General features: G+C 62.4%; 20 protein-coding genes. 5 read left to right on the plus strand and 15 right to left on the minus strand.

The window, feature by feature from the left end; translation table 11 throughout:
• Window positions 1-55 precede the first annotated feature (55 nt).
• The 3 genes from ychF to CQ012_RS05080 all read right to left on the minus strand — a co-directional run bounded on the left by ychF (window position 56) and on the right by CQ012_RS05080 (window position 3599).
• The gene (gene ychF / locus CQ012_RS05070) at window positions 56-1141 is read right to left on the minus strand and encodes a redox-regulated ATPase YchF (RefSeq protein WP_105657583.1); all 1086 of its coding nucleotides are present in this window, start codon (window positions 1139-1141) and stop codon (window positions 56-58) included.
• 72 nt (window positions 1142-1213) lie between these two features.
• Window positions 1214-2305: a 4-hydroxy-3-methylbut-2-enyl diphosphate reductase gene (locus CQ012_RS05075; protein ID WP_105657584.1), complete on the minus strand. Its 1092-nt coding sequence runs from the start codon at window positions 2303-2305 to the stop codon at window positions 1214-1216.
• A gap of 100 nt (window positions 2306-2405) precedes the next feature.
• Window positions 2406-3599: an SH3 domain-containing protein gene (locus tag CQ012_RS05080; protein ID WP_166650720.1), complete on the minus strand. Its 1194-nt coding sequence runs from the start codon at window positions 3597-3599 to the stop codon at window positions 2406-2408.
• Between the two features lie 277 nt (window positions 3600-3876).
• On the opposite strand from CQ012_RS05080, the gene xseA reads away from it, so the two are divergent.
• Both xseA and CQ012_RS05090 read left to right on the plus strand, forming a co-directional pair.
• On the plus strand, window positions 3877-5139 hold the full coding sequence (gene xseA / locus CQ012_RS05085; RefSeq protein WP_105657586.1) for an exodeoxyribonuclease VII large subunit: 1263 nt from the start codon (window positions 3877-3879) through the stop codon (window positions 5137-5139).
• 28 nt (window positions 5140-5167) lie between these two features.
• On the plus strand, window positions 5168-5398 hold the full coding sequence (locus CQ012_RS05090; protein WP_105661534.1) for an exodeoxyribonuclease VII small subunit: 231 nt from the start codon (window positions 5168-5170) through the stop codon (window positions 5396-5398).
• 17 nt (window positions 5399-5415) lie between these two features.
• Here CQ012_RS05090 and CQ012_RS05095 read toward each other — a convergent pair whose 3' ends face one another.
• From CQ012_RS05095 to CQ012_RS05110, 4 genes are all read right to left on the minus strand, one after another.
• Window positions 5416-6279, minus strand: coding sequence for a PPK2 family polyphosphate kinase (locus CQ012_RS05095; RefSeq protein ID WP_105657588.1), 864 nt, complete (start codon window positions 6277-6279; stop codon window positions 5416-5418).
• A 303-nt stretch (window positions 6280-6582) separates the two neighbouring features.
• Entirely contained in the window at window positions 6583-7803 is a 1221-nt protein-coding gene (locus CQ012_RS05100; RefSeq protein WP_105657589.1) for a pyridoxal phosphate-dependent aminotransferase, read from the minus strand.
• 92 nt (window positions 7804-7895) lie between these two features.
• Window positions 7896-8801 (minus strand): glycine betaine ABC transporter substrate-binding protein, encoded by a 906-nt coding sequence (locus CQ012_RS05105; protein ID WP_105657590.1) that lies wholly within the window; start codon window positions 8799-8801, stop codon window positions 7896-7898.
• Between the two features lie 40 nt (window positions 8802-8841).
• Window positions 8842-9312: an NUDIX hydrolase gene (locus tag CQ012_RS05110; RefSeq protein WP_105657591.1), complete on the minus strand. Its 471-nt coding sequence runs from the start codon at window positions 9310-9312 to the stop codon at window positions 8842-8844.
• A 112-nt stretch (window positions 9313-9424) separates the two neighbouring features.
• On the opposite strand from CQ012_RS05110, the gene CQ012_RS05115 reads away from it, so the two are divergent.
• Window positions 9425-9931 carry an Lrp/AsnC family transcriptional regulator gene (locus tag CQ012_RS05115; protein WP_105657592.1) on the plus strand — a complete coding sequence of 169 codons (507 nt, stop codon included), beginning with the start codon at window positions 9425-9427 and terminating at the stop codon, window positions 9929-9931.
• A 68-nt stretch (window positions 9932-9999) separates the two neighbouring features.
• Here CQ012_RS05115 and CQ012_RS05120 read toward each other — a convergent pair whose 3' ends face one another.
• On the minus strand, window positions 10000-10833 hold the full coding sequence (locus CQ012_RS05120) for a hypothetical protein (protein ID WP_105657593.1): 834 nt from the start codon (window positions 10831-10833) through the stop codon (window positions 10000-10002).
• A gap of 180 nt (window positions 10834-11013) precedes the next feature.
• Complete coding sequence (locus tag CQ012_RS05125) at window positions 11014-11634, minus strand: GNAT family N-acetyltransferase (protein WP_105657594.1); 621 nt, start codon at window positions 11632-11634, stop codon at window positions 11014-11016.
• 85 nt (window positions 11635-11719) lie between these two features.
• Here CQ012_RS05125 and CQ012_RS05130 point away from each other — a divergent pair, with 85 nt between their 5' ends.
• Window positions 11720-12334 carry a 5-formyltetrahydrofolate cyclo-ligase gene (locus CQ012_RS05130; protein WP_105657595.1) on the plus strand — a complete coding sequence of 205 codons (615 nt, stop codon included), beginning with the start codon at window positions 11720-11722 and terminating at the stop codon, window positions 12332-12334.
• A 61-nt stretch (window positions 12335-12395) separates the two neighbouring features.
• Window positions 12396-13106, plus strand: a complete 711-nt coding sequence (locus CQ012_RS05135; RefSeq protein ID WP_105661535.1) for an RcpC/CpaB family pilus assembly protein — start codon at window positions 12396-12398, stop codon at window positions 13104-13106.
• Between the two features lie 4 nt (window positions 13107-13110).
• Here CQ012_RS05135 and CQ012_RS05140 read toward each other — a convergent pair whose 3' ends face one another.
• The 6 genes from CQ012_RS05140 to CQ012_RS05165 all read right to left on the minus strand — a co-directional run bounded on the left by CQ012_RS05140 (window position 13111) and on the right by CQ012_RS05165 (window position 22220).
• Window positions 13111-13428, minus strand: coding sequence for a hypothetical protein (locus tag CQ012_RS05140; RefSeq protein ID WP_105657597.1), 318 nt, complete (start codon window positions 13426-13428; stop codon window positions 13111-13113).
• Window positions 13428-17651 carry a DUF4011 domain-containing protein gene (locus CQ012_RS05145; RefSeq protein WP_286134193.1) on the minus strand — a complete coding sequence of 1408 codons (4224 nt, stop codon included), beginning with the start codon at window positions 17649-17651 and terminating at the stop codon, window positions 13428-13430. The genes CQ012_RS05140 and CQ012_RS05145 overlap by 1 nt, the downstream gene beginning before the upstream one ends.
• Window positions 17652-17836: 185 nt before the next feature.
• A complete protein-coding gene (guaA, locus tag CQ012_RS05150; RefSeq protein ID WP_105657599.1) occupies window positions 17837-19423 on the minus strand; it encodes a glutamine-hydrolyzing GMP synthase in 1587 nt (528 codons plus the stop codon).
• 146 nt (window positions 19424-19569) lie between these two features.
• Window positions 19570-20034, minus strand: coding sequence for a DUF3817 domain-containing protein (locus CQ012_RS05155; RefSeq protein WP_105657600.1), 465 nt, complete (start codon window positions 20032-20034; stop codon window positions 19570-19572).
• A 50-nt stretch (window positions 20035-20084) separates the two neighbouring features.
• Complete coding sequence (locus CQ012_RS05160; protein ID WP_105657601.1) at window positions 20085-20894, minus strand: SURF1 family cytochrome oxidase biogenesis protein; 810 nt, start codon at window positions 20892-20894, stop codon at window positions 20085-20087.
• A 174-nt stretch (window positions 20895-21068) separates the two neighbouring features.
• Window positions 21069-22220, minus strand: a complete 1152-nt coding sequence (locus tag CQ012_RS05165; RefSeq protein ID WP_105657602.1) for a GuaB3 family IMP dehydrogenase-related protein — start codon at window positions 22218-22220, stop codon at window positions 21069-21071.
• Window positions 22221-22266: the final 46 nt, after the last annotated feature.

Consider the following 22266-nt stretch of genomic DNA (forward strand, 5'->3'; position numbering starts at 1 on the left):
CGGATCTCCACAGGGAGATCCGGGCACTCGAGCGGGACACTGAAGCGGAACGCGACTACACGTTGAAGCGGAACTCCACGACGTCGCCGTCCTTCATGATGTATTCCTTGCCTTCGATGCGGGCCTTGCCCGCAGACTTGGCATTAGCCACCGAACCAGCGGCAACGAGGTCTTCGAAGCCGATGACCTCGGCCTTGATGAAGCCGCGCTGGAAGTCGGTGTGGATGACACCGGCTGCCTCAGGCGCGGTGGCGCCCTTGGCGATGGTCCATGCGCGGGTTTCCTTCGGGCCAGCGGTCAGGTAGGTCTGCAGGCCCAGGGTGTCGAAGCCGACGCGGGCCAGCTTGCCCAGGCCGGACTCGACGATGCCGGCATCTTCCATCATTTCGGCCGCTTCGTCTTCTTCCAGTTCAGCCAGTTCGGATTCGAACTGGGCATCCAGGAAGATCGCCTCGGCAGGGGCAACCAGCTCGGAGAGCTTGGCCTGCATCTCGGTATCGGCCAGGCCAGCCTCATCGGTGTTGAACACGTAGATGAATGGCTTGGTGGTCATCAGCTGCATCGGCGCGAGCTCTTCAAGGTCCACGCCCTTGGTCTTCGCGGCGGCGAACAAGGTGATGCCTTCTTCGAGCACCTTCTGCGCGTTGAGCACTGCGTCCAGGAACGACTTCTCGATCTTCTTGGTGCGCAGTTCCTTTTCCAGGCGAGGCAGCTGGTTCTCGATGGTCTGCAGGTCCGCGAGGATCAGCTCGGTAGCGATGGTCTCGATATCCGAGGCCGGGTCCACCTTGCCGTTCACATGGATCACGTCGTCATTCACGAATGCGCGGGTGACCTGGCAGATCGCATCAGCTTCGCGGATGGTCGCCAGGAACTTATTGCCCAGGCCTTCGCCTTCCGAAGCGCCCTTGACGATGCCGGCGATATCCACGAAGGAGACGGTCGCAGGCAGGATGCGCTCGGAATTGAAGATTCCGGCGAGCACCTTCAGCCGCGAGTCAGGCAACGGCACGACACCCACATTGGGTTCGATGGTTGCGAACGGGTAGTTGGCTGCCAGCACCTGGGCACGGGTCAGCGCGTTGAACATGGTGGACTTGCCGACGTTTGGCAGTCCGACGATTCCGATAGTAAGAGCCACGGGAGGAAATTCTACCTTTTACTAGTGATGAGCGCGCAATGGTGTACTGGCGCTTGAATTCTTATGGAGAAATCAGGCCTGCGGGCGGGCGTGTCCGCCCAGGGCACGTTCCTCGTCCCCGGCTTCCTTGAGCTTTCCGCGGATTTCCTTGGGCAGCGAGAAGATGATGTCTTCCTGCGCGGTGGTGACCTCGGAAACGTCGGTGAAGCCGTACTCTGCCAGCAGCGCCACGACTTCGCGGACCAGCACCTCTGGCACCGAGGCACCGGAGGTCACGCCGACGGTGGAGACGCCCTCGAACCAGGCCTCGTCCACTTCGTTGGCGAAGTCCACGCGGTAGGAAGCCTTTGCCCCGTGGTCCAGTGCCACCTCGACCAGGCGCACCGAGTTCGAGGAGTTCGCCGAACCGACCACGATCACCAGATCCGACTGCGGCGCAATGTTCTTGATCGCGGCCTGGCGGTTGGTGGTTGCGTAGCAGATGTCATCGCTGGGTGGATCCTGCAGGTTCGGGAAGCGCTCGCGCAGCCGGCGCACGGTTTCCATGGTCTCGTCCACGCTCAGGGTGGTCTGCGAGAGCCAGATCAGCTTGTCCGGGTTCTTCACCTGGACGGTGTCGGCTTCCTCGGGGTTGTTCACGATGGTGGTGACCTCCGGGGCTTCGCCGTAGGTGCCCTCGACCTCTTCATGGCCTTCGTGGCCGATCAGCAGGATCTCGTAGTCGTTCTTGGCGAAGCGCACGGCTTCGCGGTGCACCTTGGTGACCAGCGGGCAGGTGGCATCGATGGTCTGCAGGTTGCGGTCCGCCGCGGACTGCACCACGGCCGGGGAGACGCCGTGGGCGGAGAAGACCACCAGGGCGCCCTCGGGCACTTCCTCGTTCTCCTCGACGAAAATCGCGCCGCGGGATTCCAGCTCGGAGACCACGTGCAGGTTGTGCACGATCTGCTTGCGCACGTACACCGGCGGGCCGTAGTGCTCCAGCGCCTTTTCAACGGCAACCACTGCCCGGTCCACGCCTGCGCAGTAGCCGCGAGGAGCGGCCAGCAGGACCTTGCGCTCGGTGACCGTTGGGGAGGCAGCTGCAATCTCGGCCGGGGTGCGGCGCACCCGCGGGATCCGAGGCATTGACAGCGAGACCGTAGTGGAAGTGGAAGTAGCCATACCTCTAGTCTACGAAGTGCATGCAAGTTAGCCCATGCTCATATGATGCGCGCCACCCTCCGGGGACTGTGAGATCTGCCTCCGAAGGGTGCATGCCGGTTCAGCAGGGCAGCGAACTGGGCAGCAGCACCGGGGTGCGCACCACCGCGCCGGTGCCATCGGACCCGCGGTAGGCCCGGCACACGCCCACCGAGCGGGCGCCGAGGTTCGCCTTGATCTGGCGCAGCGCATCGGGCGAGAAGCCATACCACTGCATGTGCATCAGCACGGTGTCCCCGGGCACCGCGGCCGAGGCCCGCGAGATGGTGATCGACTTGGATTTCACGTCCCAGTCGCGGGTGTCGCGGGACCAGGTCCAGATGGCCATCCCGCGGCTGTCGTAGCCGCAACGCACCGAAGCGTCGATGGCTCCGAAAGGCGGGCGCCCGAAATTCGTGTGCACTCCGGAGCCGCCCAGTTGCGCACCGGCCTGCTGGCAGGACAGCGGGCGCAGATCCGGGTGGCTGATCGAATGGTTGATCACCCATTGGCCCTTGGCCCGGGCCAGCGCGGCCAGGTCCACGCCGTAGCGCGACTTGAACGAGCCGAGGCAATCGCCGGTGGGAGCGATCACCAGGCCGATGTTGCTGCTGGCGGCGTAATCCATCACCGAGGTGAAGGCGCTCAGCGTGCGCGGGCAGTCATCGAAGGTGAGCACCACCCTCGATGTCCGGTTGGGACCGGTGGACTGCGGTGCGGAGGGCGGCTTCGGATAGGTGGTCACGTAGCTGCCGCTGACCCAGCCGGTGTACCCTCCGTAACTGGCCTTGTACCATCCGTTGGAGGCGCGGGCGTACGCGGGCACCGTCTTCCCTTTCGGGATACTCAGCAGGACCCGGTAGCTGGTGGATGTGCCGGTGCGCAGATTCAGGTCATCGAGCGTGCGCACCGAAGCGGCGACCACGTAGTAGCCGCTGACGTACCCGGTGTACCCGTTGTAGCTGACCTTGTACCAGCCGTTGGAGGCACGCCCGGATACCGGAACCGAGGTCCCCGTGGGTATCTGCACCAGGATCCGGTAACTGGTCGAGGCGCCGGTGCGCATATTCAGATCCGCCGTGGTGCGCACCCGGACCGGCAAGTCGATGGATATGGCACTGGCAACGTGCACCGTTGCGGCCGGCACTGCCGCAGCCGCCAGCGCGGGCATCGAGGCCGCGGCGGAGAGCGGAATGGAACCGGCCAGCAAGCTGAGCGCTGCCACCCAAGTCCACCCCGAACGCGCAATATTCTTATTCCCCAATGCCCCACGCATGGCCCTGCATCCTTCTCGAGTGCTTCCCCAATGCTCAATAGTGTCCACCCGCACATTGCCCCTCGCAATGCCCGCAGGCAGGCTTGTCCCAATTGTTGGAAAACCCCGTTTCCCCGGGTCTTGCGGGGCCAATCGGGTATGAAAATCGCCCATTGCGATACCTGCGCTCCACCTACCGCGGCCTAGCCCCAGCCCCCCGGGGATCCGGCCAGCCGTCGGTGCCATGCGGTAGTCTCACAGATGCACCAGAGATTCGACTTTCCAAGGAGCGGCACCGATGGATCCCCAAGCCCCCGCCAGTTTGCCGGCGACCGCCGGGCAGACCACCGCGGACAATCCTTGGCCGCTGCGGCTGCTCTCGGAGAAGCTGAAAATCCATATCGAGAACTCTCCGGTGGTTTGGGTTGAAGGCCAGTTGCTGGAAGCCAATGTGCGCAACGGCCACGCCTACCTCACCCTGCGCGATGTCGATGCGGACTTCTCTTTCTCGGTGACCATTTGGGCCTCGACGATGCGCAAGCTGGATGCCACCCCGCAGGTGGGCTCCCGCGTGGTGGCCCAGGTGAAACCGAGCTTCTACGCCAAGACCGGCCGGCTTTCCTTGAATGCCACGGACCTGCGCCCAGTTGGCTTGGGCGAGCTGCTGGTGCGCCTGGAACGATTGCGCCAGGCGCTGGGAGCAGAAGGCCTCTTCTCCCCTGAGCACAAGCGCCCGCTGCCGGTTCTTCCCCACCGCATCGGCCTGATTACCGGGCGTGATTCGGATGCGGAGAAGGACGTGCTGCGCAATGCCAGCCTGCGCTGGCCATCCGTGCAATTCAAGGTCATCAATACCGCCGTGCAGGGAATGGATGCCGCCAACCAGGTCATCGCAGCCCTGCAGCAGCTGGATGCGGACCCGGACATCGATGTCATCGTCATCGCCCGTGGCGGCGGGGCCCTGGAAGACCTCTTGCCCTTCTCCAATGAGGATCTGGTGCGTGCGGTCTTCGCCGCCCAGACGCCGGTGGTTTCGGCCATCGGCCACGAAGCGGACCGCCCGATCCTGGACGATGTGGCCGATCTTCGCGCGTCGACCCCCACCGATGCAGCCAAGCGCATTGTCCCGGATCTGCAAGAAGAATTCGCCGGCTTGGAAATCGCCCGCAATCGCTTGGACCGTTCCATCAACAATCTTCTCCAGCGCGAAGCCCAGCTGCTGGCCTCGGTGCGCGAACGCCCGGTGCTGGCCAACCCGCAGGTGATGGTCACCTCCCGTGCCGAAGACCTGGAGCGCTGGAAGCAGCGCTCGACGGATCTGCTGCGCCACCGCGTGATGCGCGCCAACGACGAGATCAACCATCTGAAGAACCAGATGCGTGCCCTGTCTCCGCAGCAGACCCTGGACCGCGGCTATTCGGTCACCCAGCTGGAGGACGGAAGCATCGTGCGCGAGGCAGCCCAGGCGCCAGCAGACAGCAAGGTGCTCATCCGGGTGGCTTCCGGGCAGCTGGTTGCACGAACCCTTGAATCCCTCCCTGCCGGCGACAACGCAAGCTAATCACCACGAATACCAATTTGGAGTAATCATGACTGCACAAATCCCTGACGACATTGCCAAGCTTTCCTACGAGCAGGCTCGCGAAGAACTGCTGGCCGTGGTCAACCAGCTCGAGACCGGCGGAGTTGCGCTGGAAGCCTCGCTGGCATTGTGGGAGCGTGGCGAAGCACTGGCAGCCCACTGCGAGAACTGGCTCAACGGTGTCTCTCAGCGTCTGGAGCAGGCTCGCGCCAAGCACGAGCAGGCCGCCGGCGACTAGCCTGTCCTCACCCGGACCTACTTCGCGGCCGCCAGCCGGGCCTTCTCCTGCTCCACATCGAAGGTGGCAACGGGCCAGTCCGGAGCGACACGCTCCAGGGTAGCCAGCAGCAGCTCAGCGACGCACAAGCGGGCCTTCCACTTCTGGTCAGCGGGAACGATATGCCATGGTGCGCCCTGGTTATCGGTGCGGTTAATCGCCACCTCGTAGGCGGACTGGAAGTCATCCCACAGCAGGCGATCATCGACATCGCCCGGCGAATACTTCCAATGCTTGTCGGCACGCTCCAGGCGTGCCGAGAGGCGCTCGAATTGTTCTTCTCGGCTGATATGCAGCATCACCTTGATCGGGTGGATGCCCTGCTCGATCAGCTGCTTCTCGAAGTCGACTATTTTCCCGTAGCGGGACTCGACCGCATCCGGGGTGGCGAAGCCCTTCACTTTGGCGACCAGAACGTCTTCATAGTGGGAACGGTCAAAGACTCCCACTAGTCCCCCGGCGGGCAATTGCCTGGTGATGCGCCAGAGGAAGTCATGGGCTGCTTCTTCCTCGGTTGGCGCCTTGAAGGCATGGTGCTTGACGCCCTGCGGATCCAGCATGCCAAGGACGTGGCGAACAGTCCCTCCCTTGCCGGACGTATCCATTCCCTGCAAAATGAGCAGGACTGCTGGGCCTTGTCCGCCAGCTACCGAGGCGGCGAAGAGCCTCTCTTGCAGATCCGAGAGCAGTTCAGCCAGCTGCACCATGCGCTTCTCGGCGGCCTTCTTATCCTGCGGGGCGTCCCCGGGCCACCAATCAGCATCCTTGGTTGCGCGCTCTGAAAGCTTCACGCCCGGTTCTGCACGTAGTGCTTCTAACAGGTTGGCAGGGTAGGCGCTCATCATTAAGTCCTCACGCGTGTGTCGAAGTGATGCGATTCGTTGTTGCCAGCCTACTGCCACTGCAGGCGCCGTGAGAAGCGGTATTCGTCAACGGCGAAGCACCCATCACGGCTCGATGCTCAGGATCGCTGAGCCCCGCGAAAACGCAATTCTTCGGCTGCAGGACACCAAATTCTCCGATCGCAGTCGCTGGCAGGCGATACCCCTGAAGTTCCCGGGACCGCATTCCCCGGTGGCCGCGTTAACGCACAACCGGCCCAGAATCACGTGGGTGATTCTGGGCCGGTTGCGCATCCGGGCAGCCTATGCGCGAGCGCGCCAGTCCTCCAGGAACTGTCCGATGCGTCCAACCGCATCAGTCAGGTCGCGCACGTTGGGCAAGGTGACCAAACGGAAGTGGTCCGGACGGATCCAGTTGAAGGCGGTGCCCTGGGAGATCAGGATCTTCTGCGCCTTGAGCAGTTCAAGGGCGAAGGTCTCATCATTGTGGATCGGGTAGACCTCGGGATCCAGCTTCGGGAACATGTAGAGCGCGCCCTTGGCCTTCTGGACGCTCACGCCAGGAATCGCGCTGAGCAGGTTGTAGGCCGCATCGCGCTGTTCAAGCAGCCGTCCGCCAGGCAGGATCAAGTCATTGATCGACTGGTACCCGCCCAAGGCGGTCTGGATTGCGTGCTGCGCCGGCACATTGGCGCACAGGCGCATGTTGGTCAGCAGGTTGATGCCCTCGATGTAGTCGCCGGCCTGGTGCTTGGGACCGGAAATGGCCATCCACCCAGCACGGAAGCCGCACACGCGGTAGGCCTTGGACAGGCCGGAGAAGGTCAATATCAGCACGTCATCTGCCAACGAAGCGGTGTTGATATGCACGGCGTCTTCGTAGAGGATCTTTTCGTAGATCTCGTCCGAGAACACAATCAGGTTGTGCTTGCGCGCCAGCTCGAGGATTCCCTCCAGGGTTTCCTTGGGGTACACCGCACCGGTCGGGTTATTGGGGTTGATGATCACGATGCCCTTGGTGCGATCGGTGATCTTCGCTTCCATGTCCTGAAGATCAGGAAGCCAGCCCTCTTCCTCGGTATTCATGTAATGCACCGGGGTGCCGCCAGCCAGCGAAACCGAAGCGGTCCACAGCGGGTAGTCAGGGGCGGGAATCAGGATCTCGTCGCCGTTATTCAGCAGCGCATTCAACGAGAGGGTAATCAGCTCGGAGACACCGTTGCCCAGGTAGACGTCATCCACGCCAATGGTCTGGATGCCACGGGTCTGGTAGTACTGCGAGACGGCGGTACGTGCCGAGAGAATGCCGCGGGAGTCCGAGTATCCTTGGGCGTTAGGCAGGTTGCGAATCATGTCAACGAGCACCGCGTCGGGCGCCTCGAAGCCGAACGGCGCGGGATTGCCGATGTTCAGCTTCAGGATGCGATGTCCTTCGGACTCCATGCGCGTGGCGTGCTCAAGCAGCGGGCCGCGGATGTCGTAGAGGACGTTGTGCAGTTTCGTTGATTGTTTGAATTCTGCCATGGTTACACTTTCTCACGTCAGGTGCGATCGACACACCTTGTTACTCGACCGCTATGGTCAGCGGTCGAAATCCTGGGAGAGCTGGCTGGGGCCTACTCTTCGATGATCCATTCCCAACGGGTGGCCGCTTGCTCTGGGCTCAGTCCGTCGGCCTGGCTGACCATCCGGTTCAGGTCCACGAGGGACTGCTGCGAGAATTCGCCGGTGACCTTGTCCAGTTCTGCCCGGGCCTTGTCATCCACGTCGCCGTTGGCCAGCACCATGTACTGCTCGGCGTTGAAGAAGGCGGCGCTTCCCGGAATACTGTAGAAGCCTTCATCTGACATGACGGCATCTCCCGACCCGAGCGCCACTGCGCTGTCCACCGAGGCACGCAGCTTGCTGGCCAGTTTCGCCGGCTCCTCAGCCACGACCTTCGGCTTCCCGCAGCCAGCGTCCTCCAATGATGCCTTCAAGGATGCGGCGTTGGCTTCATCGCTAATGATCGTCAGATCTGTGCAAGCCGCAATCAGGGTTTCCACCGAATCGACCTTGTGCAAGGTTGCCTGGGCCTGGCTCATGACCAAGACCTTTCCCGCATCAGCTGGGCTGAGTTCCAAGGCAGAGAGCTCCCCCTCAGCGTCATTGATGGCGCTGCGCAGGTTCTTGGATTCCTCGACGCTCAGCAATTGATCTTCACCAGTGATGGCCGCCGGGTCAGCAACCAGGGGCAGCGCCTTGGCCGCTTGGTCCACCGCCAAATCGGCTTTTCCGTCGACCACCTGCTGGTAAGGATCAGCACTGGGCTTGTTCAACGACACCTTATAGCCTTCGGCTTTCAGCGCATTGGCATAGACATGGACCAAGGCCTGGTCTGCAGGTTGAGAACCGGCAGCAATCTGCAAGGTGATGGCCTTGCTTGGCTCGGCCGTCGGCGTTGCCTCTTCGGTGCAAGCAGACAGGGTTAGCAGCAGGGTTGCGCTGAGTGCGCCAACGGTGATGGTATTTCGCAAGTTCATGTCCCTATTGATTCTAGGGCAGGCCAGCGGCGATCCGCCGCTACTTGCCGGGTGCGGTCAGTCGCAAGATGCTCTCAACGCGTTCAATGCAGTTCAGCTTGGCGATCTCCTCGCGGGTAAACCAGGCGGCCTGGCTGGTAGAACCGTTGACTTCATGGCGCAGTTCTCCACCGGTCAGTTTGGCCCGATAGGTGACCGCCACCGTTTGCATGGCATGGCCTTCGCCCGAGTAGCGCTTGGAACCGGGAATAACTCCCGTGCTGACATCCAGGAGCCCCAGCTCGCCCACCGCGTAGCCGGTCTCTTCATAGACTTCACGGCGCGCGCCTTCTTCTATAGGCTCCCCCAAGTCGATGCCGCCGCCGGGAAGGGACCAGCGCGGGGTGAAGCGTGGATCGCGATGACGCATATCCCAGAGCGTAAGCAGTACCTTTCCTTCGTGTTCCACCAAGCAATAGGCCGCCAGCCTGGTATCAAAGGATTCACCGGTGTGCTCAGAACGACGTGTCATATCCCCAATATATCCGTTTGTTCACCGATTATTTACTCGTACGCGGACGGCATACACCGATTTTTCTGCCAAAGATCCCACTGATATCTCGCGAATATGATGAAATATTCTTATGGCCCAGCAATCAGAGCTTTCATCAAACGTCGATCTGGACGAAATCGATCGAATCATCATCGACGAATTGGTCGCTAATGCACGTATCTCCAATGCGACCCTCGCACAGCGTGCGGGCATCGCTCCATCCACCGCACTGTTGCGCACCCGTTCGCTGGTCGAGCGCGGCATCCTCACCGGCTACCACGCCGAGGTATCGCTGGGCGCTGTAGGCCGTACCGTGCAGGCACTGATCTCGGTCAAGCTGCGCGCCCACGACCGCGAGAAGATTGACGCTTTCGTGGCACGCATCCCGCAGCTGCCCGAGGTGCTGTCCATGTTCCATGTTTCCGGCGGCACCGATTACCTGCTGCATATCGCGGTCGGTTCCACCGATGCACTGCGTGACTGGGTGCTGGACAACCTCGCCACCGACGAGTCGGTGGGCCATACCGAAACCACCTTGGTCTTCGCGCACCACCGCGGCAACCGCGGCCCGCTGCCATTCGATGACATGATCAGCTAGCAGCGCTTAAGCGACTTGTGGCCTGGACCTCGCGAGGTCCGGGCCACAAGTCTTTGTGCTTGGAATGCTTATGCGCGGCGGCGCTGCATGACCGCGTCCAGGTTCAGGCGAGGCTTGGTACCCGCGGCAGCCACGGGTGCGGCTTCCGGTGCGGGGGATGGCGCTGCAACGGTTTCCTTGGCAGCTGGTGCGCTCTCGGTACGCTTGGCAACTACCGAAGCGACCGCTGCGCGCTCTTCGGCCGAAACTTCGGTGGCCAGGCGCTTTGCATCTTCCGATGCCTTCAGGCTGATCTGTTTGCTCGGACGCAGCGGTTCTTCCACCGGCAGTGCTGCCTTGTGGGTCCGCTTGGCACCCTGTTCAGCTGCCAGCTCCGCGGTCTTGGCGATGCGCTCGCTGGCTTCCACGTAAGTTGGCTTGGGCACGTGCGTTGGTTCCCAAGTACCTGGCTGCTTTACGCCGCCATAGCCGTGAGCAACTCGCAGCGCTTCGGCGCGCAGCTCTTCAGCGGTAATCGCTGGAGCGCGGCGGGACGAACCCGGGCGAGCGTCGAAGACCTCGTCATCCTCATGCTTGCGCGAGATGACCTGGTTAGCCGCGTCGTCAAAAGCGGGAGTCCGCAGCGCCTGCTGCCGGGTGGCTTCGAGGTGCTCGAGCAGCTTGCGGTTGCGGTCGCGGACAGCCAGCCCGCGCAGGGTGGCGAAGGATGCTACAGCAATCAGCGCGAACAGGCCTACGGTGCCGAAGGTCAGAGCAGTGAAAGGAGCCAGAATGAGACCGAAGACGGTCGCGAGGACTGCCAAGGCACCGACGAGCGCGACGGACAACCGGCCATAGCGCACACGAATCTTGAGTTTGGTCGCAGCACTTTCCTGCGAAGCGCTCTGTGACGTGCCAGCCATGTGGGTCCTCCATCACCGATTGAGTCGGTCAAATCCTCGTGGAACTAAATATGGTTCCTTCGAATCAACACTATGCAACCTTGGGTGCGCGCTCATGCACATCCCTTGGCGTGTCTGCATGTTTTCAATGCAGTTCTCTCATATCAGAGCTCGATTGAACGAAATAGCACGAAATCCGCCTCAGTATTCGTAGATGCGTTCGAGCAGCGTCGTTTCCACCTCTTCACGGGTCAACGCAAAGGTGCGGTGATCCCGCCACTGCCCATCGATGTGCAGATAGCCTTTGCGCAGCCCTTCATCGCGGAACCCGAGCTTGTCCACCACCCGCAGGCTGGCCGAATTCTCCGGACGGATGTTGATTTCCAGGCGGTGCAGCTGCAGTTGCTCGAAGCAATGGTCTATGACCAAGGCGCAGGCTTCGGGCATCAGGCCGAAGCCGGCATGGTTGCGATCCAGCCAGTAGCCGATGGACGCTGTGCGCGCGGCACCATATTGCACCGACGCCACGGAAACCTGCCCGATTAATGGCGGGCGCCCCTTGTGCAGCTGGGGAAGAGCCAAGGCCCAGGTGAATCCGCTGCCGTCAACTGCTGATTCATCCTTGGCCCTGAGCATCTCGCGAAAAGTCATGGCTTCTGGCGGGCCCAAGGGACTGGTGGGATCCCATGGCTTGAGCCATTTGGAATTGGCGTAGCGCAGATTGATCCACTCGGCTTCGTCACTGGCAGTCAGTTGGCGCAACAACAGCCGTTCCGAGGCCAGATCCGGAACCAGGCGCTTTGCTCGACGAGAGAAGAACATGTGCACATCGTATTACTTCGTCATGCTTGCAGCTGGCAACAGCGCTAGCAGGCAGCGTTTCGTTTCTTGCACGTAAGCTGTAGGCATGAATCCCACCGCTGATCTGAATTCTGGCGCCGGCAAGAAGGCCGCGCGTGCCGCTGTGCGCACTTGGCGCAGGGCACTTGATCCGAGCAAGCGTGAGCAGTTCGGACTGGATCTGGCGCACACGGTGATTGGCTATCTGAGCCAGAGCACCGGTGTCGTCCAGAAGGTCGCGGCCTATTGCTCGGGTCCGGATGAACCGTCCACCGAGGCGCTCTTGGATGCTTTGGCCAAGGAAGGCATTGAAGTCTACCTGCCGGTGTGCGAACCGGAGTACGCGCTCTCGTGGGTTGAGTACTCCCCCGGCATGGAATTCCAGCCAAGTACCTTGGCCCCGGTGATGGAGCCGGTGGGCAAGCGGATGGGCACAGAGCTCTTTGACGAGATCAATACGCTGATCATGCCTGCGCTGTCCATCGATTCGAACGGGCTGCGTTTAGGCCAAGGCGGTGGCTACTACGATCGCTTCCTGCCCTTGATCGACGATGCGCCGGTCCGTGTGGCGGCCGTGGTTTATGAGCACGAGTATGTTCCGGCCGGTTCCTTCCAGATCGATGAGCATGACCAACCCGTGGACTTGGTGTTCACTCCGCAGCAGGTGCATCAGATCATCTGATTTACACACAGCTCGCGGGCAGCTCGCAGTGTGCCGCTGGACCTGAAGGTTGCATGGGGTTATGAGCTTCTTCTCCAGACCGCATGCTGCCTCCCGGCCCCCGGTGATTCCCAAGCCGAAGATCCGTCCCGTGCGCAACCGCAATGAGTTGTTGCGCCGCTACCGGAAGCCTTTGGCCATCGCCTGCGCGCTGCTGGCCTTGGCGGGCGTGCTCAATGTGTTTTCCTCCGGGCAATTAGCGCAGCGCGAGGTCGTGGTGGCGCTGAGCGACATTCCTGCCGGGTCCTGCATATCCGCCAACCAGCTGACGGTGCAAACGGTGCGGCTTGCCCCGGAAGATGCCGAAGTCTTTGAAAGCATCGATGCCATCTCGGGGCAACGGGCAGCCGTGGCACTGACTGCCGGAACGGTGCTGCGCAACTATTCCTTGGTGGGGCCACAACTTTTGACCGGTTCGCCGGAAGGCACCGTGGCCGTTCCCTTGCGCTTGAGCGATCCTGCCACCGTGACGCTGCTCCATCCAGGGCAACTGGTGGATATCGTATTGACCACCGGAGATGGCTTTGAAAAGGACATCAGCTCGCAGACCATCGCCAAGGCGGTGCCGGTGCTCTGGGTTCCGGATAATGCCAGCAGCTCCGAATTCGGCATGCTCAGCGGCGCGGCTCCGACCGGTGAAGGAATTGTGGTGGTCGCGGCTGCCAGCAGCCTCTCGGATGATCTGGCCGGGGCAGTATCGCGCGGCAAGGTTTCAGCCGTCTTGGTGAATTAGGAGATCAGCCCCAGTGCGGCGGCTTCTCGCGCTTCATCATTTCAGCCAGGTCTTCCTTGGCGTCGCCCCAGTTTCTCGGGTCCTGGTCTTTGGCCAGCAACTCGGACAGCGGATCGGCGGCCGGCTGTTTGGCGCGGGACGCCGTCGCCGCAGCAGAAGTCTCGGCGGGCTGGTGGCCGGCTAACGCCCGGTTCACGGAGTCTGAATGCGGCACTGGCGCGTAGCTGCCAGTGAGTTCAACGCGAGCAGTCAGATGCTGCGGGGGTGCGACAACGCGCGGCCGCTTGCGGCGGCCGCGCGTTGGTTCTTGCTCAGAAGTCATTACTTCTTTGGCTCCGGATCCTCGTTCTTGCTGGTAGCCGGGACAGGGGCTGGAGTCAGCGGCTTATCCGCGCTGTCCTTTGCAGGTGCTTGGGCAGCTTCAGCTTTGGCACCGCTTTCAGCAGCTGGCGCTTCCTGCTTGGTCTCGGCCTTTGGTTCCAGTCGTGCCTTGGCCGACTTGAGCAGATTGGACTTTTCCTTCGGCGTTTCCGCCTCGGTGGTGACTTCACGGGCAGACACCGGCCGAGCGGCGGCCACACCGGTACGGGTCGAAGCCTGGGCTGGGGCCGCAGGCTTTTTCAACCCCAGTGCATGGGCCAGGCGATCGGTGACAGCCCCCGGATCGGTGAAGACGTCAATGGTCCACAGCGGAACATAGCGCCAGCCGTGCTTCTCGAAGAATTCCGGGCGCAGTCGGCTGCGTTCACGCACGGTCAGTCCGGCATAGTGCTCGGTGCCGTCGTAGACCACAGCCAATGGGCGGATGCCGCTGTGCGCAGAGTCGTAGGCGTGAGCCGACAGGTCCAGCACACCGCGGTAGTCCTCGGAAACGATGGCACCGCTTTCGCGCAGGCGGCGGGCCAGATCGGAGACCAATGGATCGAAGCGCGGATTGCGCATCGAGCTGACTCCGGAATCCCCTGCCTGCACGCGTCCGAACAGTTCGAAGAACTGTCGGGCACCACGGTAGACGCGGCTCAGGTCCACGTCTTCGGGCAACAGGCTGGACACCAAGGTCATGCGGGTCCGCGATCGGGTCATGGCGGCGACGAACAGCTGTTCGCCGCCCTCGCGGGACAGTGCACCGAATTCGTGCAGGGTCTTGCCGTGCGGAGTACGTCCGTAGCCCCAGGCGAAGATGACCGAGTCCCGGCGCAGGCCGATCAGCCGGTCCATGGTGGTCACCACGAATGGTTCGCGCTTGGAGCGCAGGTGCTCCATCGCGTACTTGTGGTTTGGCAGCTGGACACGGATCGCTTCGGCGATGGCCGAGGCATGGCTGCGGTTCGAGGCAATGACTGCCAGCGATTCGCCCCCGTGGTTCTTGAAGTGGCCGAAGACCAGATCCACCACGCGCGCCACTTCTGCTGCGGTGGTCTGCACACCGTCTTCGCTGCTGGACAGTGAGCCGGTGGCATCTGGCACGTATTCGCCGCGCAGCAGCGAGGAGTCGCCGGTGAGGTTCACCGCCATTGGCAGGCGCGAGAGCGCCGAATCGTAGTAGGTGGCGGACAGCTGTTCCACCAGGCCTTCGTCAATGCCGCGGTACACGGTGGACAGCGAACCGGTCACCAGGACCTTGTTCAGGGCTTCCAGCGCGGAACGGTCCACGCTCTGCTCGCGAACTCGTGCGGTCGGGTCTACGGAGACCTCGAAGCGCTTCGGACCGCCCAGCATTTCATCGCCAATGGCAATGACCTGGCCGGAGCGGCGGATCGCATCCAGGACTTCACGCAGGGTGAGGTAGTTGGCTTCCAGCAGGATGACCGCATCGAACTTCGTGTCCTCCGGCAGGGCGCTGCCCAGCAGCAGCGGAGCCGAGACGATGACCGGGGTCAGCGAATTGGCCAGCGGTGCTCCAAGATCCAGCAGCCCGGCAATGCTCGGGGTTCCGCCCTTGAGCATCTCGCGCAGCGCGCGGGAACCGGCTCGGTGGTCAGCCAGCGCTGCCTTCCAGTTGCGAGTCAGCGCCCAGCGGATGCGCTGCGGGCCGGCAGCGATGTGCGCGCCGTCAGCCAGTCGGTAGTCAGCCTCGATCTTCTCCAGCTTGGAGCCGTCATTCATGGCCAGGAAGTCGTCACCGGAGATCATGGCATCCAGCACGGACTGCCACCAGGCAAGCTCCAATTCGCTGTCTACCTGGTCGGCGTCGATCTCGCGTTCGGCGAAGTCATCGAGCAGGTCGCCCAGCCCGGCTTCAGCCAGCTGCTCGGAGATCAACGTGCGCTCGGGCAGCTCGCCCAGGTCCTCGCGGCGCTCGACCAGCGCTGCAATCACCGAGAGCAGCTCCTTGATGGGCATTTCGCGCAGGCGCGAGCCCAGGGAGGACGGCAGCATTTCGGCCAGCTTGTCGATGCGGGCACCGGCGTCGTGGTATCCGGCTTCAACATCCAGCAGGCCGCCTGGGACCTGCGGGTTGCGCTGGCTGGTGGCAATGGCTCGCCAGGCATCGCGCTGGACCGCCACCGCCTGCAGAGCGGACTGCAGGTCAGCTACGTGCATGCCCGGGCGGACGTATTCCTTGGCAATCTTGCGCAGCCGGGAACGGACAATGGAGCCCATCTCCACGCCGTGCTCGCGGCGCCATGCGCTGGTTGCGGTAGCGGCGATCAAATCATCGATGTCGCCCTCGAAGATGTCGGCCTCGAACTTGTCCAGCGATCCGCGGACGGCGACCAGCAACTGCAGCTGGTCTCCCCACTTGTCGTAGCTTTCTTCCAGGCGGATCTGCGAACGCTCGGCGATCTGCAGCATGTGCTCATGCAGGATGGGCAGGTCGCGGCCCAGCCCGCTGGCCAGGTTCAAGGCCTTTTCGGTGGCTTCGGTGTTGCGCAGCGGTGCACCATGCCATGGGCTGGTGGTGTGCATCTTGGAGAAGGCGCCAAGCTGCGCTGCGCGCTTGAGCTGTGCGGCAACATGTCCGCGCTGGCCCATGGAATCCAGCACCGAACGCTTCAGGCGCACGGTGGTGGATGGCGCTGGTTCCAGTGCGGAGAGACGTGCCAGTTCCTGCATTGCCTGGTATGGCGAGCAACCCCAACGGCTGCGCACCGAGTGCAGCGACTTCACGTGCTCGTGCAGTGCGTGGCGGGATTCGCGCAGGCGCTTGAACATGGAGCCCAGCTGCGGCTCGGCAGCGCGTTCGTTGCGCAGAATTGCCTTGGTCATCATCGCGCGCAGCGCTTCTGGATCCTCGTTGGGTTCCAGCAGCATGCTGCCTGCATCCAGGTGCTCGTTGAAGCGGGTCACGAATTCTTCGGCGGCAGAACGCTGTTCCGCAACCACCAGTACTCGCTTGCCCTGGGCGGCCAGCAGCGCGGCTGCGTTCAGCGCGGTCTGGGTAGCACCGGTACCGGCAGCGGCGTTGATGGCCACCGATTCACCGGCAGCGATGTAGTCAAGCATCTTGGACTGGGACTCATCCGCGTCCAGCAAGAACAGTTCATCTTCCGGATCACGGTCATCAGAAGACTTGGCAATGGTGGTGGTTCCGGTGTGGACCTTGCGGGCAGAAGATCCTTCGGAGGCAAGGCTCTGCTTACGCGAGCGCGCGGTTTCCTTGAGAATGTTCTTCACGCGGCTCAGGCGGGAGCCGGCAGCTTCATGGCCCTTGGCATCGGCGGCCTGCGCTTCAGGCTGCTCTTCGTCCTGCTTCTTTTCAGCGGCAGACTCGTCCTTGGCTTCTTCAGGCTTTGAGCCCTCGGTTTTGGAAGCGCCCGGCTTGGAAGCGACCAGGTTGGCCAGCGCTTCGGAGGTCTTGCTGCTTTGGCTGTTCCCAGCCTGCTTTTCCGCGGAGTCGTGACGAATTAGCGCCTCGATGACCGGGTGGGACCCATTGAGCTTGGCCGGGTCAGCTGGGTCCATCAGCTCGGAGAAGGTGGAGAGCAGCAGGCGGTGGCCCACCACTACGCCGGGAACCTCGGACATCTGGTGGCGCAGGGCATCCATTCCGCGGACCGGGTCGAAACGGGCGATGGAGTACGCTTCGGCGTCCACCGCGGCGACATCGACCTTGGCGTTGTGGTCGGCTTCGAATTGGCGCACGAAGGCCGGGGATACGGTGGCGCGGCCGACCAGCTGCAGGTCGTAGTCGTCAGCATCAACGTGCTTGGTCAGTGTGATGCGGCCGAGCATGATGGGAGCCGAGACAGGCTCGCTCTTGCCATCGTGGACCGCGCGCCAGTTGGCGACACCGGCGGCCAGGTAGCCGACGTCGATGCCGCGTTCTTCCCACAGTTCATTGATCTTGGCCGAGAGCGCACGGGCAGTGCGGCGCGCGGTAGCGTACTGGTCCGCATCGTGCAGCAGCGTGGACAGGCGGGTACGCCGTCCGGCAAGGAACTGGGCCAATCCCGATGGATTGGCATGGGTTATGTCGATGCTATTGGAGGTCGACGGAGCAAATCGCAGGGTGGTATCCGCCCCGGCACTCTGTCCCAGGGATTTCACCCAGGCAGCTACACGCTCGGCGGCAGCATTCTGTCCACTAGTCACGACAGTCATTCCCTTCACTGAACCGACCACATTCGGGCGCACCACAGGTGCAGATACGCCTCTTTCTAACGTAGTGCACGCACCGTGCAGAACCGGTGCGCGAAACACGTTTTAACTGCGGGAAGCGGAACCGGCGTACCGGATCCGCTTCCCATTCACCCGCCAAAGCGCAGTGAATTAGCAGTCTTGGGGATTTACTCCCACTCGATGGTTCCAGGTGGCTTGGAAGTAACGTCCAGCACCACGCGGTTCACCCCATCTACCTCGTTGGTGATGCGGTTGGAGATCTTCGAGAGCAGATCGTATGGCAGGTGCGACCAGTCAGCGGTCATGGCATCCTCGGAGGAAACCGGACGCAGCACGATTGGGTGGCCGTAGGTGCGGTGATCGCCCTGTACGCCTACCGAGCGTACGTCAGCGAGCAGCACTACTGGCATCTGCCAAACTTCGTCATCCAGTCCTGCAGCAGTCAGCTCGGCGCGAGCGATCGCGTCAGCCTTGCGCAGGATGGACAGGCGCTCTTCGTTGACGGCACCGATGATGCGGATGCCCAGGCCTGGGCCAGGGAATGGCTGGCGGCCAACGATTTCCTCAGGCAAGCCGAGCTCGCGGCCCACTGCACGGACCTCGTCCTTGAACAGGGTGCGCAGTGGTTCAACCAGCTCGAAGTCCAGGTCCTCTGGCAAGCCGCCCACGTTGTGGTGGCTCTTGATGTTCGAGGTGCCTTCGCCACCGCCGGATTCGACGATGTCCGGGTACAAGGTGCCCTGGACCAGGAACTTCACTGGCTCGCCCTCGGAAGCGGCCTCGGCGATGATCGCCGCTTCCGCTGCTTCGAAGGCGCGAATGAATTCGCGGCCAATGATCTTGCGCTTGGTCTCCGGGTCGGTGACACCGTCCAAAGCAGTCAGGAAGCGCTCGCGCTCGTCGGCAATGTACAGCTTGGCGCCGGTGGAAGCTACGAAGTCCTTCTCAACCTGCTCGGCTTCGCCTTCGCGCAGCAGGCCGTGGTTGACGAACACGCAGGTGAGCTGGTCGCCAATGGCGCGCTGCACCAGGGCAGCTGCAACAGCGGAGTCCACGCCGCCGGACAGGCCGCAGATGGCCTTGCCGGTGCCGACCTGGGCGCGGATGCGCTCGATCTGCTCGTCAGCGATGTTGTCAGCGGTCCAGTCGCCCTTCAGGCCAGCACCGTTGTACAGGAAATTCTCCAGGACATCCTGGCCGAACTCGCAGTGCTTCACCTCTGGGTGCCACTGCACGCCGTACAGTCGCTTTGCTTCATTTGCGAAAGCGGCAACCGGAGCACCAGCGGTGGTGGCCAGCACTTCGAAGCCTTCTGGGGCCTTGGAGACGGAGTCGCCGTGGCTCATCCAGACGGTAGGGGCCTGAGCGGCGCCTGCCAGGATGGAGCGGGCATCGCCCTCAAAGTTGGTTGCGGTGCGGCCGTACTCGCGCAGGCCGGTTTCGGCCACGGTACCGCCCAAGGCGTTAGCCATGGCCTGGAAGCCGTAGCAGATGCCCAAGACCGGCACGCCGGCTTCAAACAGGTCAGCCCCGACGGAAGGGGCGCCATCGGCGTAAACGCTGGAAGGACCACCGGAGAGGATGATCGCTGCAGGGTTCTTGGCCAGGATGGCTTCGGTGGACAGGGTGTGCGGAACGATCTCCGAGTACACACGGGCCTCACGTACGCGGCGAGCGATAAGCTGCGCGTATTGGGCCCCGTAGTCGACGACCAGAACCGGCTTATGTTCTGGATTGAGGGGAGCAGTAGTCACCGTTACAGTCTACGCGGTTCACTGCGCGCGAAACAGCCAAGGTGATGTCATCAGCGTCACCTAGTGGATTTTTGGCAAAGGCAAAGGGCAGATCTGTTCATTTTCGATGAACGGATCTGCCCTTTGGCAATGAATGCGGCCACGTGTCAGTAGCGCTTGGCGGCCTTTGGATGCGCGGCCAGCTCGCGGTCTACTTCTGCGTGCACCTTGGCTTCGGTCCAGAAGGAAAGGAACGGAACGACGCCGCCGAGCGCGATCGTAATGAAGCGCATGAATGGCCAGCGCATCAAGGTCCACAGGCGGAAGTCGGCAAAGAGGTACACCACGTATAGCCAGCCGTGGGCGATCAGGATGCCCAGCGAGAGGTTCAGTCCCCCGGCCACCTCGGCGCGGTTGTACATGCCGACGGCGTTGGAGGTGCCATCTACCAAGGTGCCACCCACGAAGAGTTCCAGGGACCAGAAGTACTTGAAAATCATTTCCAGCACGAGCAGCAGCAGCATCACGCCGGTGATGTAGGCGAAGACCTTGTAGAAGGTTGCGGCTGCACGGATCTGCTTAGGGGTGCCGCCGAATTTCCGGGGCTTCGGTGCCGGGGTGGTGCTGGACATCGTTAGTGATTCCTTCCGATTTCGGTAAGAAGTGCGGTGTGCGTGAAATGCTATTCGTTGCTGTTTCCAGCTTGGGTGGCGTTGCCGCCCTTGATATGTGTTTCGGCAGCGAGCTCAGCAATCTCGTCAAGATCCCGCTGGTAATCATCGCGCACCATGCGGTACCAGAGGAAGATGGCGAACCCTGCGAAGAGGACCCATTCCAAGCCGTAGAAAACGTTCAGCCAGTTGATCTGCGCTTCCTGGGGCTGCGGACCGACGTCGACAATTTCCAGGCCCGGCTGCGCTACGGTCTCGCCCTTGGCAGTGGTGATTTCGTGGGCCGTGACGAATCCTTCAAAGAGGACCGAATCCCAGATGTTCGCCAGCTGTGCCGAGGCGAGAGTTGGCAGCGTTGCGCTGCGCAGGTCTTCGCGGAATTCCGGGCCTTCGCTAGGCAGCAGGCGCCCGGTGATCTCCAGTTCGCCTTCAGGTGCCGGAGCTGGCTTGGTTGCTTCAGGCTGCCAGCCGCGTACCACCGCAATACCGGCGTCCTGGGCCGCGCCCTCGACCTTGAATTGGGTGATGACCCAGACACCGCGCTGATCGCCATTAAGCCGAGGCGCAATCAGCTGATCGGTGCCGGGGACGAATTCGCCCTCCATGGTGACGATCTGGTCTGCCTTGATGCCCAGCAGCTCCTTACCGACTTCCTGATGCTCGATCAGCGCGACCGGCTTCTCGGTCTTGTCGATCTTGACCGGCGGCTCGGTTTCGGAGGCGCCGAACTGCCATCCGGACAAGAGAACGAATCCGGTGGCGAGAGCTAGCGCGGCAAAGAGGGCGCCGATCCATTTGGGCTTCAGAGCGGTTTTAAGCACACTCTAACGGTACTTCTATTTGGCGTAGAACTCGAAATGCGATGGCGTGAGATTAGCCCTGTTGCCTTATTTTCCGCTGGTGGAACCAACTTGCTTATTCATTCGTTGAGACCAAGCGCTTAAACGACACTGGCCCCACCCTTCGAAAGAAGAGCAGGGCCAGATCAGGATCCGCTAGAAGCGATCGGATTCGTACGGGGACAGCACGACGTCGACGCGCTGGAATTCCTTGAGGGTCGAGTAGCCGGTGGTGGCCATCGAGCGGCGCAGTGCGCCAACCAGGTTCGAGGTGCCGTTGGTCTCGTGCGATGGGCCGTGCAGGACCTTCTCCAGCGAGCCGACGGTGCCGACCTTGGCGCGGTCGCCACGTGGGCTGGCCTCGTGAACTGCTTCCATGCCCCAGTGGTAGCCGGCGCCTGGTGCTTCATCGGCACGGGCCAGTGCGGTACCGAGCATCACTGCGTCGGCGCCCATGGCGATGGCCTTGACGATGTCGCCGGAGTTCCCCATGCCGCCATCGGCGATGACGTGGACATAGCGTCCGCCGGACTCTTCGATGTAGTCGCGGCGTGCGGCTGCAACGTCGGCGATGGCAGTAGCCATCGGTGCGTGGATGCCCAGGGTGCGGCGGGTGGTGGAGGACGCGCCGCCACCGAAGCCAACGAGCACGCCGGCTGCACCGGTGCGCATCAGGTGCATGGCCGGGGTGTATCCTGCTGCGCCGCCCACGATCACTGGGACATCGAGTTCGTAGATGAACTGCTTGAGGTTCAGCGGTTCGGTGGTCTTCGAGACGTGCTCAGCCGAAACGGTGGTGCCGCGGATGACGAAGATGTCCACGCCGGCAGCGACAACGGTCTTGTAGTGCTCCTGGGTGCGCTGCGGGGTCAACGAGCCTGCAACGACAACGCCGGAGTCGCGGATCTCGGAGATGCGCGAGGTGATCAGCTCAGGCTGGATGGGAGCCGAGTACAGTTCCTGCAGCTTTGCGGTGATCTTCGGGTCGTTGCGGGTTGCCGCCTCGGACTTCAGGCTGGCAATTTCAGCCAGCACTGCTTCCGGGTCCTCGTAGCGGGTCCACAGGCCTTCGAGGTTCAGCACGCCCAGGCCGCCGAGCTTGCCCAAGGCGATTGCAGTAGACGGGGAGGTCACCGAATCCATTGGTGCGCCCAGGATAGGGGTGTCGAACTGGAAGGCGTCGATCTGCCAGGACACCGATACGTCCTTCGGATCACGGGTACGGCGATTCGGTACGATCGCTACGTCGTCCAGGGAATATGCCTTAGTTGCCCGCTTGCCGCGGCCGATCTCAATCTCGTTACTCACCTAACTAGGTTATCAAGATTCCCGGATAATCCCGCTTTTGATAGCG

It is taken from the genome of Arthrobacter sp. MYb214 (assembly GCF_002979865.1).
Classification (GTDB): domain Bacteria; phylum Actinomycetota; class Actinomycetes; order Actinomycetales; family Micrococcaceae; genus Glutamicibacter.